The organism is Myceligenerans crystallogenes (genome assembly GCF_039529775.1).
Lineage (GTDB): Bacteria > Actinomycetota > Actinomycetes > Actinomycetales > Cellulomonadaceae > Myceligenerans > Myceligenerans crystallogenes.
The window spans coordinates 12,933-27,919 of sequence record NZ_BAAANL010000012.1 but is presented as its reverse complement, the minus strand read 5'-3'; the positions used below and the strand labels follow the sequence as shown (position 1 = coordinate 27,919).

10 protein-coding genes are annotated in these 14,987 nt (G+C 70.5%); all 10 read left to right on the top strand.

Annotation, left to right across the window (positions count from 1 at the left end; genetic code table 11):
* Positions 1 to 30 precede the first annotated feature (30 nt).
* The 10 genes from ABD208_RS19890 to ABD208_RS19845 all read left to right on the top strand — a co-directional run bounded on the left by ABD208_RS19890 (position 31) and on the right by ABD208_RS19845 (position 14,925).
* The gene (locus tag ABD208_RS19890) at positions 31 to 1,002 is read left to right on the top strand and encodes a type IV toxin-antitoxin system AbiEi family antitoxin domain-containing protein (RefSeq protein WP_344106454.1); all 972 of its coding nucleotides are present in this window, start codon (positions 31 to 33) and stop codon (positions 1,000 to 1,002) included.
* 386 nt (positions 1,003 to 1,388) lie between these two features.
* A complete protein-coding gene (locus ABD208_RS19885; RefSeq protein ID WP_344106452.1) occupies positions 1,389 to 1,976 on the top strand; it encodes a SigE family RNA polymerase sigma factor in 588 nt (195 codons plus the stop codon).
* Between the two features lie 2 nt (positions 1,977 to 1,978).
* Positions 1,979 to 2,929 carry a hypothetical protein gene (locus ABD208_RS19880; RefSeq protein WP_344106449.1) on the top strand — a complete coding sequence of 317 codons (951 nt, stop codon included), beginning with the start codon at positions 1,979 to 1,981 and terminating at the stop codon, positions 2,927 to 2,929.
* Between the two features lie 535 nt (positions 2,930 to 3,464).
* On the top strand, positions 3,465 to 6,962 hold the full coding sequence (gene ileS / locus ABD208_RS19875; RefSeq protein ID WP_344106447.1) for an isoleucine--tRNA ligase: 3,498 nt from the start codon (positions 3,465 to 3,467) through the stop codon (positions 6,960 to 6,962).
* Between the two features lie 274 nt (positions 6,963 to 7,236).
* Positions 7,237 to 8,361: a glycoside hydrolase family 62 protein gene (locus ABD208_RS19870; RefSeq protein WP_344106445.1), complete on the top strand. Its 1,125-nt coding sequence runs from the start codon at positions 7,237 to 7,239 to the stop codon at positions 8,359 to 8,361.
* A gap of 285 nt (positions 8,362 to 8,646) precedes the next feature.
* A complete protein-coding gene (locus ABD208_RS19865; protein ID WP_344106443.1) occupies positions 8,647 to 9,000 on the top strand; it encodes a type II toxin-antitoxin system RelE/ParE family toxin in 354 nt (117 codons plus the stop codon).
* Complete coding sequence (locus ABD208_RS19860) at positions 8,997 to 9,320, top strand: XRE family transcriptional regulator (RefSeq protein WP_344106441.1); 324 nt, start codon at positions 8,997 to 8,999, stop codon at positions 9,318 to 9,320. Before ABD208_RS19865 ends, ABD208_RS19860 begins: the two co-directional genes overlap by 4 nt.
* A gap of 178 nt (positions 9,321 to 9,498) precedes the next feature.
* Positions 9,499 to 14,040 (top strand): glycohydrolase toxin TNT-related protein, encoded by a 4,542-nt coding sequence (locus tag ABD208_RS19855; protein ID WP_344106439.1) that lies wholly within the window; start codon positions 9,499 to 9,501, stop codon positions 14,038 to 14,040.
* A complete protein-coding gene (locus ABD208_RS19850) occupies positions 14,037 to 14,348 on the top strand; it encodes a hypothetical protein (RefSeq protein ID WP_344106437.1) in 312 nt (103 codons plus the stop codon). The genes ABD208_RS19855 and ABD208_RS19850 overlap by 4 nt, the downstream gene beginning before the upstream one ends.
* A complete protein-coding gene (locus ABD208_RS19845) occupies positions 14,341 to 14,925 on the top strand; it encodes a hypothetical protein (RefSeq protein WP_344106435.1) in 585 nt (194 codons plus the stop codon). Before ABD208_RS19850 ends, ABD208_RS19845 begins: the two co-directional genes overlap by 8 nt.
* The last annotated feature ends 62 nt before the right edge of the window (positions 14,926 to 14,987 follow it).

Here is a 14,987-nt window from a genome sequence, read left to right as displayed (position 1 = left end):
GCCGATCCAGGCCTGTGGTGGCATGGAGTCATGGGTCGTGTTCCCGAGGTTCCTCGTGGGTTGCTTGCCGTGGCGCGCGAGCAGCTCGGTCTCGTCAACGTGTCGCAGTGCGAGGCGCACGGGGTGACGGATCACCGGCGTCGTCGGCTCGTCGCGCTCGGCGGCTGGAAGCGGCTGGCTCATGGCGTCTACGACACGGGCCAGGCTGATCTGTCGCGGCATCCGCTCGACGCCGCGCGGAGGCGAAAGGTCTGGCTGGGGCAGCTCGCCCGGCCGCGCGGCGCGATCCTGGGGGCCGGCGCGCTGGTCGCAGCGGGTGTCGCCGGGGTGCCTGCGGACTTCGTCGTCGAGATGGCATTCCCCGGCAGGTCCCACTACCGGAGCCGGGCCGGCATCAAGGTGCGCCAGATCGAGGTCGGCCCGCACGTCACGATGTTCGGTGGCATCCGGGCGGTCACCCTCGACCTCGCGCTCGCCCAGGCCGCGGGGTCGCTGGCCCGCGGTGAGTGGCTCGCCTGCGCCGACAACGCCGTCCGCAGGGGCTTGGTCGACCCGGAACTCGGCGAGGTGCGGCACCACATGAAACGGCTGAGGATGCCACAGGCGCTGCGCGACCTGGCGAACCTGGTCGACAGCAGGGCCGAGTCGCCGATCGAGTCGCGAGCCAGGCTCCGCTGCATCGACGCCGGCCTCGTGCCGGACGACCTCCAGCGGGAGGTCTTCGACGGCGCCGGCCGGTTCCTCGGCCGCTACGACCTGGCCTGGCGCCTCGGCAAGGACCGCTGGCTCCTCGTCGAGATCGACAGCTCGGAGTTCCACGGAACCGACGAGCAACTGCACCATGACGCGACGCGGCAGAACCGGCTGATCGCCTCGGGCGATCACCTGATCCTGCGGTACCGGAGGCGGCACCTCCGCCACGACGCCATGGTGCGGGAGATCGAGGCCGTCCTGAAACGCGAGAGATGGACGCCAAGAGACACGCCGCCGCCGTCCGGCTGATCCGCAGCGTAGGCCCGCCGGCCACCCACCGCGAGCGACCCGCCTCCCGCCGCTCCCGGATGTCCCGCAGGCAGTTTCCGCGATGCAGGCGATTTTCGAGCAGGTAATCGTTGACATGCGCGAATGTCGCCTGCGCCGCGAGAATTGCCTTCCAGCCAGGCGACCAGGCCGGCGCATCGGCCGTACGGGGTAACGTCGTCGGGTTGCGGACCGGTGAGTCCTGAGTCCGTCTCGGTGCCGGGCACCGTCCCGCGAGCTACCTGCGCGCTGGTTCGGCCCCGGCGCGCGGGTTCGTGAGGGCGTGGGTCTCGACTCCGGAGCCGGCACGGGGAAACTTTCTCGCGGAGCCGTGCAACCTGCATGGCCACCCGGTACGTCATGGGGGCATGAGCGCAATCGAGGAGCTGAGCGTCAGGGTGCGGCCACCTGATCCCGCGGGCGGTGAGCGGTTCGGTGTCGTGCGCACCGGGGTATCGGCCCAGGACGAGTTCCGGGAGTTCGCCGTCGTGCACACGGCGTCGTTGCATCGCATGGCCTACCTGCTGTGCGGGGACGAGCACCGGGCGCACGACCTCGTGCAGACGGCGCTGTACCGGACCTACCGGCACTGGTCGAAGGTGCGCGGCGGCAACCCGTACGGGTACGCGCGGCGCGTGGTCGCCACGGCCCGGATCGACGGGTGGCGCAAGACCCGGCGTGAGGTGCTGCAGGCGCCCCGGGACGTCGCGGTCGCCGCCGACGGGACGTCGCACGCCGGTGACGGGGCGCCGTCGTTCCTGGAACGTGACCGGCTCGTCCGGGCGCTGCGGCAGCTCGGGCAACGGCAGCGCCGGGTGGTGGTGCTGCGGCACCTGCTCGACCTGTCCGAGGCGGACGTCGCCGCCGAGCTCGGCGTCACCACCGGAACCGTCAAGTCGCAGCTGGCCCGCGGGCTGGCCCGGCTGCGCGAGATTCTCGAAGGAACGGAGGCCTGACCATGGAACACGACGACTGGAACCGCCGGATGCGGGAGATCGGAGCTCACGTGATGCCGACGACGCCGGCCGACCCGCGCGCGATGGCGGACACCGCGATCCGGCGGGCGCGGACGCGCCGGGCGCTCGTCGGCGGCGGGGGCGGCCTGGCCGCGCTCGCCCTCGTCGCGGGGACGGTGTTCGTCGCGAACGGGTTCGTTCCCGCGACGGCGTCGCTGCCGGGCGGCGGGGGTGCCGCAGCGAACGTCACGTCGCGGGGCGCCCACGGAGCGGGACCTGATGGTGGCCTGGCCTCGGGTGATCCGGGCGTGGGCCCCGACGGGAGCCCGGCGTCGGGCGATTCGGGCGTGGGTTCGGATGAGGGCCCGGCGTCGAGTGATCCGGGCGTGGGCCCCGACGGGAACCTGGCGTCGAGTGATCCGGGCGTCGGCCCTGACGGGAGCCCGGCGTCGGGCGATCCGGGTGCCGGCCCCGACGGTGCGCCTTCGGAAGGCGACACCGTCGGCTGGGTGCCGTCGGATGCCTGGACCGAGGACACGCTGAAGGGCCTGACCTACGCCCTGCCCCTGGTGATGGCGGCTCCCGACGACGAGCCCGGCGTGACCTCGCGTCAGTGGCACGACCCGGCGACCCCGGACGAGCCCCCGTTCGTCCGCGTCGCCCGCATCACGCCCGAGGCCGGGTACTACGGCACCGACGCTCCCGGTCTCACGCAGGACCCCGGCCCCGGGGCGGAGGAGTTCGACCTGGACGGTGCCGACCTCGCGGCCGTCGAACACGCCACCGAGGAGGTGTGCGGGGCCGCGGGCTTCACAACGACCGCCTGCGAGGTCCACCGCATCCAGATCCACCCGTCCGGCAGCCAGAACCGGTTCACGATCACGATGAACCTGCCGGAGGGCGACAACAAGGCGCTGATCCAGGGGATCCTGGACTCGCTGCGCCTGGACTGAGCCCTCGGCCCCGCGGCGGCCGCCCGCTCCGAGGGCGGCCGCCGCGGCTGACTGCGAGGCCCCTGCGGCTGACCGCGATGCCCGTTATGCCTCCGATGCCCGCCAGGCAGCTCTCGCCGGTCAGGCTGAAATCGCGCGTGTGCACGCTCTCATCCGCGAATTCAGCCTGACCGGCGACTTCAGCCCACTCGCGCCTTCCGCCGCGGGCCGGCGACGGTTCGTCGGACGGCGGGAAATGTGTGGCGTCGCCCCGGTAGGATGACCTGCACAGGCATTGACCCGGCCATCACCGGTGAGCCTCCGGAAGAACGGCCGCTCCGCGGAGCGGCCCGGTAGAACCGGACGGGTGGGCCCGTCACAGCCTCAACGAGTGGTCGCTCGCGGCCGCCATCCCCTGGGGTGGCAGCGGCAGGCGGCAAGCGGGGTGGTACCGCGGCCAGCGCCGTCGTCGTACATCAACGTACGACGCCGGATGCGACGTCGTCCTCGCAGCCCTGCTGCCGGACCGACGACCACCGCCAGGAGCCACGGAACCATGGCCGAAGCCCGTTACCCACTGCACCGCGACGGCGACAACGCCGTCACCGCCTCTCCGGACCTGCCCGCCCTCGAGCGCGAGGTCCTCGACTTCTGGGAGGTCGACGGGACCTTCCAGGCCTCCATCGACCGGCGCGACGCGGGCGAGGACGGTGCCAACGAGTTCGTCTTCTACGACGGCCCGCCTTTCGCCAACGGCCTGCCGCACTACGGCCACCTGCTGACCGGCTACGCGAAGGACGTCGTGCCGCGCTACCGGACCATGCGCGGGCAGCGCGTGGAGCGCCGGTTCGGCTGGGACACGCACGGCCTGCCGGCGGAGCTGGAGGCGATGAGCCAGCTCGGCATCAAGACCAAGGACGAGATCGTCGAGCTCGGCATCGACAGGTTCAACGAGGCGTGCCGCAGCTCGGTGCTGAAGTACACCGACGAGTGGCGCGCCTACGTCACCCGGCAGGCCCGCTGGGTCGACTTCGAGAACGACTACAAGACGCTCAACCCGGGCTTCATGGAGTCGGTCATCTGGGCGTTCAAGTCGCTGCACGACAAGGGCCTCGTCTACGAGGACTTCCGCGTGCTGCCCTACTGCTGGAACGACCAGACGCCGCTGAGCAACCACGAGCTGCGGATGGACGACGACGTCTACCAGAACCGGCAGGACCCGGCGGTGACGGTGGGCTTCGACGTCGTCGGGCTGCCGGGAGCCGCTGACGCGTCCGGTGGTCCGCAGGGGGACGCGGCCGCGTCCGCTGAGGTGCAGGGGCACGACGACGCCGCGTCCGGCGAGCCGCAGGTGAGCGGCGCGTCGGCGTCGTCGGACACCTTGCGCCTCGGCGACAAGCTGCTCGTCTGGACGACGACGCCGTGGACCCTCCCGTCCAACCTCCTGGTCATGGTGGGCCCGGACATCGACTACGTCGTGGTGGAGTCCGCCTTCACCGGCACCCCGCAGCGCTACGTCCTGGCCGAGGCCCGCCTCGCCGCGTACGCGCGGGAGCTGACCGACGAAGGCGCGGACGCCCCGCGCGTCGTCGGGCACCTCAAGGGCTCCGGCCTGCTCGGCGCGTCCTACGCGCCGCCCTTCTCCTACTACGCGGGCCGCGAGCGCGCCCACCGGGTGGTCGAGGCGGACTTCGTCACCACGACCGACGGCACCGGCCTGGTGCACTCCGCGGGCGCGTTCGGCGAGGACGACAAGATCGTCTGCGACCGCGAGGGCGTCGAGTCCGTCATGCCCGTGGGCGCCGACGGCCGGTTCACCCACCCGGTGAACGAGTACGCGGGTCTGCAGGTCTTCGACGCGAACGCGCCGATCATCGACCACCTCAAGGCCCGCACGCGCGGCGAGGACGGCACGGGCTCGGTCACCGCGGGCACGGTGCTGCTGCGCCGCGAGTCCTACGACCACTCCTACCCGCACTGCTGGCGCTGCCGGCAGCCGCTGATGTACATGGGCGTGTCCAGCTGGTTCGTCGAGGTGACGAAGTTCAAGGACCGCATGGCCGAGCTGAACAAGGAGATCACCTGGGTGCCGGGGCACATCCAGGAGGGCCAGTTCGGCAAGTGGCTCGAGGGCGCGCGCGACTGGTCGATCACCCGCAACCGGTTCTGGGGTTCGCCCGTGCCGGTGTGGAAGAGCGACGACCCGGAGTTCCCGCGGGTGGACGTGTACGGATCGTTCGAGGAGCTGGAGCGGGACTTCGGGCGGCTGCCGCGCGACAAGGACGGCAACCCGGACCTGCACCGGCCGTTCGTCGACGAGCTGACCCGGCCCAACCCGGACGACCCGTCCGGCCGCTCCACGATGCGCCGGGTCGAGGACGTGCTGGACGTCTGGTTCGACTCCGGGTCCATGCCGTACGCCCAGGTGCACCACCCGTTCGAGAACGCCGACTGGTTCGGCAACCACAACCCGGGCGACTTCATCGTCGAGTACATCGGGCAGACGCGCGGCTGGTTCTACACGCTGCACGTGCTCGCGACGGCGCTGTTCGACCGGCCCGCGTTCCGCACGGCCGTGTCGCACGGCATCGTGCTGGGCTCGGACGGCAAGAAGATGTCCAAGTCGCTGAAGAACTACCCGGACGTCAACGAGGTGTTCGACCGCGACGGCTCCGACGCGATGCGCTGGTTCCTCATGTCGTCCCCGATCCTGCGCGGCGGCAACCTCGTGGTGACGGAGGAGGGCATCCGCGAGTCGGTGCGGCAGGTGCTGCTGCCGTTGTGGAGCACGTACTACTTCTTCACGTTGTACGCGAACAGCGTCAAGAGGTCCGACGGCGCCGGGACGCCGGGCGTCACGGGGGCCGACGCCGCCGGGGGAGCCGTCGGCGACGGCGCCGGTGCCGACGTGGCCCGGGGCCGCGTCGCGCAGCCGCTGACCGCGGAGCGCGTGGCCGGGCTGGGCGTGATGGACCGCTACCTGCTGGCCCGCACCCGCACGCTGGTCGGGACGGTCACGGACCAGCTCGACGCCTTCGACATCGCGGGCGCCTGCGAGTCCGTGCGCCAGTACCTGGACGCGCTGACCAACTGGTATGTGCGCACCCAGCGCGACCGCTTCTGGGAGGAGGACGCCGACGCGTTCGACACCCTGTCCACGGCGCTCGAGGTGCTCAGCCGCGTCATGGCGCCCCTCGCGCCGCTCCTGACGGAGGAGGTCTGGCGGGGCCTGACCGGCGGCCGGTCGGTGCACCTGGCGGACTGGCCCGTCCTCTCGGGCGGCCCGGGCACGCCCGGTCTCGTCGGGGACGTTCTCGTGTCCGACGACGCCCTGGTGGCCGCCGTCGAGTCGGCGCGCTCGGTGGTGTCCCAGTCGATGGCGCTGCGCAAGGCGAACAAGCTGCGCGTGCGCCAGCCGCTGCGCTCGCTGGTGGTCGCCGTTCCCGACCCGGACGGCGTCGCGCCGTTCACGGACATCCTGCGGTCCGAGCTGAACATCAAGGACGTGCGGCTCGTGGCGTTCTCGGCGCAGGTCGCCGAGGAGCACGGCATCACCGAGCGGCTGGCCGTGAACGCGCGGGCGGCCGGGCCACGGCTCGGCAAGGGCGTGCAGGCGGTCATCAAGGCGGCGAAGGCGGGTGCGTGGAGCAAGACGGCCGACGGCGCCGTCGTCGTGCGGACCGACGGCGGTGACGTCGAGCTGCTGGAGCCGGAGTACGAGCTGGCGACCGTCGTGGGGGAGGGCGCCGGGGCCGACGTCGCGGCCGCCGTCCTGGCGGGCGGCGGGTTCGTGGTGCTCGACCTGGGCCTCGACGACGAACTGCGCGCCGAGGGCTACGCCCGCGACGTGATCCGCGACGTGCAGGAGGCCCGCAAAGCGGCCGGCCTGCACGTGACGGACAGGATCGCGCTGGCGCTCGCGGTCCCGGTGGAGTGGGTGCCCGCGGTGCGGGCCCACGAGGCCCTGGTGGCGTCGGAGACGCTGGCGGACTCCGTCACGGTGTCCCCGGCGGACGGGCCGGACAGGTCGGTGTCGGTGAGCAGGTCGGCGTAGGTCTGCCGGCAGGCGCGGCCTCCGCCGCGCGAAGACTGCCGGCAGGCGCGGCCTCCGCCGCGCGAAGACTGACGAAGGCCCTGCCGGACACGCTCCGGCAGGGCCTTGACCTGTCTGCCGCCGACCCATCGAGAATATCGATAAACCTACCCCTTTTCCCCGGCGGGTGTGAGCGCTAACATGCTGCTGGCGAGTCGCTGTCGGAGCTGACGCTCGGGCGGACGGCGGGTGCCTGGCCCGTCTGCACGGCTCGCTGTCACGTAAGGAGAAGCAGATGACGCAGAACCGACGCGCTCAGCGACGAGCGCGATGGGCGGCCGCCCTCACGGCCGCGACCCTGGCGGCGACGACGCTGGCAGCGGGCGGTGCGGTGGCGGCCACGCAGGTGGCCGACGACGCCGAATCGTTCCGATGGTCCACGGGCGACCCGGTGATGGGGCCGATGCCGGACGCGACGCACGGCTCGATCGCCGTCAAGGACCCGACGGTGGTCGAGGCCGGCGGGCGCTACCACGTGTTCTTCACGACGACGCCCGGCGAGGGCCTGGGCTGGCACATCGCCTACAAGTCGTTCGACAGCTGGGACGAGGCGGACTCCGCCCCGATCACCTACCTGGACACGACGGCGATCGGCCCGGGGTACCGTGCGGCGCCTCAGGTGTTCTACTTCGCGCCCCGGAAGACGTGGTACCTGATCTACCAGGACGGCAACGCCGCGTACTCGACGACGAAGGACATCGCCGACCCGTCCTCGTGGAGCGCGCCGAAGCACTTCTACGACGGGATGCCGCAGATCATCGCGGACAACATCGGCAACGGGTTCTGGCTCGACTTCTGGAACATCTGCGACGAGGAGTCGTGCTACCTGTTCTCGACGGACGACAACGGGCACCACTACCGGTCCCGGACCTCGGTCAAGGACTTCCCGAACGGGTTCACCGACACGGTGATCGCCAAGCAGGGCCCGAACCGGTTCGCGATGTTCGAGGGCGACGCCGTGTACAAGATCGACGGCACGGAGCAGTACCTCATGCTCATCGAGGCGTTCGGCCCCGACGGCGCCCGGATGTACAAGGCGTGGACCGCCGACGACCTCGACGCCGTCGGCGACGAGTGGGAGCCCCTGGCCGTGACGGGCGACGACCCGTTCGCCCGGACGAGCCGGACGACGTTCACCACCCAGCGGTGGACCGACGACTTCTCGCACGGTGAGCTGCTGCGCAGCGGCCGGGACCAGCAGCTGACCGTCGACCCGTGCGAGCCGCTGCAGTTCCTGTTCCAGGGCTACGACCCGGACGCGGAGGCGGGCCCCGGCTACGGCGACAAGCCCTACCAGCTGGGCCTGGCCACGGCGGACGGGCCGAACCCCATCAGCGCGATGTGCGGGGACTCCGAGTAGGCGCAGTCGCGCACGCAACCATCGAGAGCCCTGCCGGGTACGTCCCGGCAGGGCTCTTGATCAGCCAGGACATTCGAGCGACCTTCGGCCGGGATCGCCTGTTGCCGCCTTGAGCGGTGGTCGAATCGAAGAGATATCAACTGTCATTGGATGACAGGTATCGTTGCGGATCCGTACAGGGTGCCGTCCTAGCCTGCCAGAAGACATCAAAGATCCTATGGTGGACACCTCAATCATTCGCGCCTTGCGTCACTCATAACGCAGGCGTTATTATTTGGGGGTCGCATGTGGGAGATCGTTCTGCTCGACGAGGTCGAGGACTGGTTCCTGCGACTGGTGAAGGATCAGGATCCCCTGGCTGAGCACATCCAAGCAGCTGTCAACCAGTTGGAACAGGTCGGTCCGTCGCTGGGGCGGCCCACGGCGGACTCGATCAAGGGTTCTCGGATCCACAACCTGAAGGAGTTGCGCGCAAGCACGGTACGCATCCTGTTCGTCTTCGACCCGGCACGAAATGCGGTGCTGTTGGTTGCCGGGGACAAGGCAGGGCGCTGGTCCGACTGGTACGGGACAAGCATTCCGGTGGCCGAGGAGCGCTACGAGCGGTGGCTCGCCGGTGACTACGACGAGGAGGCATGACGATGGCCAGGACATGGCGCGAGGTCAGGGCTGATGCGGTCGAGGCTGGCATCGATCAGGGTCGTGTCGCCGAGATCATGGAAGAGATGCGAGCGGCTGAGCGTGCGTTCAAGCTTGCCGAGGTGCGCCGTGCGAAGCACGTCACCCAGAAGGTTGTCGCTGACGGCATGGGCGTTGCCCAGCCACGGGTCTCCGCGATCGAGCGCGGTCGTCTTGACTCGACCGAACTCGGAACCCTGCGGTCGTACGTCGAGACGCTGGGCGGCACGCTTCGCGTCATCGCGGACTTCGGTGACGAGTTCGTGGTCGTCCAGGGCTGAACGGCACCGTCTGGAATCCAGCTGCTCCACCCGCGACGCCCTCTGGGACGGGCGGGGTCGCGCCTCGGTGCGCTGCGGGGTTCTTGCGGCGCGACGAGCACAGGCCGGTATTGTCGGACAGGGGGTGCTTCGCCCCTCTGCTGTCGTATCGCGATCGTCACCGTGGGAGCGCCTGGGCATGTCGACACCGCCGTTCGATCCTTCGCAGTTCCCTGGCGGGGACCTGAATCCGGAGCTGATCGACGAGGCGGCCGCGGATCTCGAGGTCTACGCCGTCGAGATCCGGGGTCAGGGCACGGCGGTGGTGGAGCAGTGGATGAGGCTGCGGGAGTCCTACCGCGCGCCGGAGGCCGAGCAGCTGTTCGGCGTGATGGCCCCGGTCAGGAACCAGTCCCATGACTACGCCGACGAGCTGGGCATGGTGGCGCGGGCGCTGCACGGCCTGGCGGACGACTACCGGGCGGTGGTGTCCCGGCGGGCGGAGCTGGTGCAGCGGGCGGAGGACTTCAACGGGCTGGTCAGCCCGGAGTGGGTCGAGTCGATCGGGCTGACGGACCTGGCGAACTGGTTGGCGGGTGGCACACCGGTCTGGCACGGCTCGTGGCTCGCGGTGCCGCAGTACAACGACATCATCACCGCGGTGAACAAGCTCCAGGCGGATCTGGTGGAGGTCGAGGAGCGTTGCGCCCGCACGATCCGTGACCTGGACGGCGTGCAGCGGCTCGGGGTGAACGCGCCGGGTCTGTGGTCGGGTGCGTGGAATCCCTTGCCGGAGCGGCCGCAGGACCAGCCGTGGGGACCGCCGGTCGGCTTCGACCTCCTGGCGGGCTTCGGCTTCGTCGGGCGCATCCAGCAGGGTGTCTGGGTCGACGGGATCTGGGGAGCGATCACCGACGTCGGCGCGATGGTCGGGATCGACGAGCACGGCTGGAAGCCCGAGACAGCCGCCGAGACGTGGTCGGGGATGGCTCAGCTGCTGGGCTTCGATCCGGAGTCGGGCGAGTGGTGGCAGGCGGATGCGGCTGGTGACGCGTGGCTCGCGGTGGGAAAGAGCCTCGTCGCGTGGGACATGTGGGCCGAGGACCCCGGACGTGCCATAGGCAACGTGGGACTCCTGTTCGTGCCGGGAGTCGGCCTGAGCAGGGTCGTCAAGGGCTTGGGCGCGGCCAGCCGGGCGGGCCGGGCCGCCCGGGCGTTGCCCGACGCCGATGCACCGGACGTCCGTAGGCCGAACCTGTTCGACCGGGCCGTGGACGCGGCCACGGGCGAGCGGGCGCAGCAGTTCGCCGGTGCCGTCGACCGCGCGATGGACCCGTTGAGCCCGGTCGTCGACGCGGGCTTCAAGAAGGCGAAGGACCTCCTGAACAGCCTGGACCTCGGGGGATCCCGTGGCTCGGGCGCCTCCGGCGGGGACGGCGCGCGGTCCCGGGCCGGCGGCGCCGAGGTCCCGCAGAGCTCCGACGCCAGGTCGGGCCGGTACCCGGACCCGCAGGAGGTGCCGGACGCGAGCCAGGCGCAGCGGTCCGAGCCGAGCCCCGACGGCTACGACCCCGCCGCGGACAACCGGCTGCCGGACCGCCGCGACCCCGAGCACGCCAGCCCGGCCCAGGACGGCGGCAACGACGCCGGGCGCTCCTGGTACGACGAGCTCCTGGACCGCAAGCGCGAGCACCAGGCGGCCGTGGCCCGGGAGCAGCACGAGAACCACGCGACCACCAGGCTGAAGCACATCCAGGCCGAGCTCGAGGCGCAGCAGGCGGCCGCGCAGGCCACCCGGGCGCCCGAGCGCCGGCCGGACGGGTACGACCGTCACCCGGACCCGGCCGCACCCGGAGGAGTCCCCGGCGACGGCCGGTCCGGCGGGGATCGGGGTCTCCCTGACACCGACGCCCCAGCTCAGGACGGTGGTGGTAGCCGGCCGAGCGCTGACGCCCGTGGTGGCGTCGAACACGGCCGTGCCGACGGTGACCACGGCCGTGCCGATGGTGACCCCGGCGACGGGGCCGGCGGTCGTCGCGACGGTGACGAGAGCCGGGGTGACGGTGCCCCGTCGGAGCAGAGCCCGCCCGGCGACGTCGTCGTCCCCGATCCGGACGGGTCGGCCGGGCGTGAGCCCGGCACCGTGTCTGCGGACCCGGTCGCGTGGCGGAGCCCGGACGAGCGGCTGTCCCTGTCGCGCTCGCAGGTGGCGGCAGCCGACGAGTTCCTCGACGGGCTGCGGGACGCGGAGCCGGCACTGACGCGGGACGTGGCCGACGTCGTCGGCGGCTTCGACGGTGCACGGCTGGACGACGGCGACCGGGTGAAGCCGGCTCCTGAGCTGTACGGCGAGCTGGCGTCCGGCGCGCGGCGGCTGGACGGGGTGCCGGCGCGGGACCTGCTGTCCGACACGATGGACGGCGTCCGGTACCGGGTGGTCGCGGATCCGGAGGACTTCACGGCGTCGGCGCAGGGCATCATCGACGAGCTGGCCGATCGCGGGTACCGGCCGGTCGGAGGCCTGGACAACGGCTGGGGGCGGAGCGGTGCGCCGGGGATCACGTCGCACTGGATGGACCCCGACGGGAACATCGTCTCGGTCGAGTTCCACACGCCCGAGAGCCTGGCCGCGAGCCGGAGGATGGACGACCTGCTCGGCGAGTGGCTCGATCCGGACACGACGCCGGAGCGGCGGGCGGAGATCCCCGGTGAGTTCGACGAGCTGGGACAGGGCGTCGGGCGGCCGGACGGGGCCGGGGCGGTCGACTGGCCCGAGGGGAACCGTCCGGCGCCGGATCCGGGCAACCCATGGCACGACGGGTCGCGGGCCCGGGAGCTGGCCTCGGAGCCGCCGGGCGGGTCGCGCCCGGCCGTGCATGCGGGGTCGATGACGCCGGAACAGGCGCGGGACTTCATCGCGAACGAGATGCCGTGGTTCCGGGACGTGAACGCGAACCGGTACGACGACGGCGTGGCGGGCTTCCGCGACAACTGCACGCGGGCGGCGCTGGCCGGGGACCTGAGCCTGGGCGGGAAGGACGTGCTCGCGGCGCCGTCGGCGGGATCGCGGCCGATCACCGAGCTCTCGGACCGGCTCGGCGGGCAGTGGCACAAGGCCGACGGACCGGACGCCATCATCGACCGCCTCGATGCCCTGGGCGAGGGCTCGCGTGGTGTCGTGGGGATCGAACGGGCCGACGGGAGGATCGGCCACGTCATCAACGTGGTCAACCACCCGGACCACGGGCCTGTGTTCCTGGACCCGCAGACCGGCGAGCTGGCGAGGCTCCGGCCCGGGGACGACCTGTACTTCCTGGAGACGGCGCCGGGATCCCACCCGGGTGCGGACTTCCAGTCACCGGATGCGGGCGCGCCGGGTCTGGACCCGCTGACGCGGGACAAGACCCTGGACCTGAACGAGGCCGCCGGCAAGGGCGAGGAGCCGACGCCCGAGGACCTGGAGCGGGCGCGTCAGGACGCCGAGCGGAAGCGCCAGGAGGAGGAACGGGCGCAGCAGGATGCCGAGCGGGAGCGTCAGGATGCCGAGCGGGAGCGTCAGAACAGGGAACGGGCGCGGCAGGACGCGGAGCGAGAGGGTCAGGACAAGGAACGGGCCCACCAGGACGCCGAACGGGAACGCCAGGACAAGGAGCGCGCCCAGCAGGACGCGGAACGAGAACGTCAGGACGCCGAGCGAGCGCGCCAGCTCGAGGAGCAGGCCCAGCAGGACGCGGAACGGGCCCGCCAGGATGCGGAACGGGCGCGGGAGGACGAGAAGCGAGGGGACCAGGACGAACCGGCATCGACGGCGGAGGAGCGAGCGCGCCAGGACGCCGAGCGGGAACGACAGGATGCGGAGCGCGCCCGGCAGGACGAGGAGCGAGCACGTCAGCTCGCGGAGCGGGAGCGGCAGGACCAGGAGCGAGCCGAACAGGATGCGGATCGGGCCGAGCAGGACAAGGAACGAGCCCAGCAAGACACCGAACGGGACCGTCAGGACGAGGAACGAGAGCGGCAGGACACTGAACGCGCCGAACAGGACGGGGAGCGGGCGAGGCAGGACGCTGAACGAGCATTGCAGGACGCGGACCCAAGTGGAGGCGACCCAGCGAAGATTCACCTGAAGAGCGCGCTCAACGGGGATCAGTTGATCGACTACCTGAAGGCGAACGCGCCGGACGAAGTCGATGACTTCATGCGGACGGATAAATGGCCGGATGATGTCTCGGTTCCTCGGGACATGCGTTTCATGGATTCCGAGACGATGAAGATCGACTGGGAACGTCATGCGCCACGCAATGGATTCATGGTCGACGTATTCGAGATCGACCCCGTGACAAGGGAACCGGTCATGCCTAAACGGTTGCCCGAGAAGGGTGAGATTTTTGACCGATACGGGACGCCTGACGGAAGATTTGTCTCCCCGGTTCGGAACGGTGAAGCATTCGACTACGATGAGCGATCGCTGCCGTACATTGAAGACCCACGTCAGTATCACCAGTACGAGGTAGTCGGCGACTTTAGCAACCTGCGCTCGCACTACGAGGCCGCTCCGGCCGATGTGCGACATGAAGTGGACGTGTTGATGAGTCGTTACAATTTGACCTGGGATAAAATGGCGGTGCAGGAAGGCCCTGCGGCCGCTGCATTTGGTGCGAAGGGTGGGGCGGTCCAATCCCTATTGCCGATGAGTGTCGAGCTGCTTGAAGGGCTCGGCGTACTTAAGGAGCTGACCCAATGAACGTCAACGAGGCCAAAGAGGTTATTGACCAGGAAGGGCTTGGCCCGTATACGCTGTTCGAGGGCAAAGTGTTTGCTGACGGTATTGTGATTAAGAAAGACCAGGCTGGCTGGCTGACGTACGCCACCAGTGAGCGGGGCGGGTTGGCTGGTGAGATCGCCAGGTTTGAATCAGAGTCGGCGGCGCTGGACAACTTCATCGAACGCCTTCGCGCCCAGCGCGAAATGCAGGAGATTCAGAAGCAGCGGCGCGCCCGTCGTCGTGCCGAGCGCGAGGAGCAGCGCCGAGCGGAGGGGCAGAGTGAGTGATTTCCTCAGTCGGGCGGATGGTCGCCGGATCGTCGAGCAGGTGATCGCCGAATTCGAGGAGCGGGAGGGCGATCCACCCGGTACGTTCGTGGTGCTCGACGTGCAGGATGCCATGGACGCGTGGGTCGTGCACTGGAACGCCGCCGAATACGCCCGCACGCGGGAGTTCACCAGTCGCGTGATGGTCCCGCCGATCGCGGTGCCGAAGTTCCGCAATCCGAGCGAGAAGTTCTTCGTGCTGGGCACCTCGGGGACGGTGGAGGAGGAGCTCGACAAGTGGCGTGAGCTGCAATGGAAGCCGATGCGACCACCGGTTCGCTTCTACCGCCAGGACGTCAACGGCGCGGAGCGCGCCTTGTTCCGCCGGGAGATTCCCGACGACCCGGAAACCGACTCCGTCCTCGAGATCGACGGGCACTGGCACCAAGCCCGCGACCTCGCCGTCGCCCTCTGGGGCGTCAGCCCCGGGTACAAGGTCCGCGAGATCTCGGAGGCCGAAGCGGTCCGCGTGATCACGCAGGTCTTCGGGCAGACCGAGTCGGTGCTGCACGCCCCGATGCTCCCTGAGAACCGCTGAGATCCTCCTGGCCCCAGCCTTGGTGCCCGACGGATGCCCGGCACCGAGGGGGGCGACGTTCA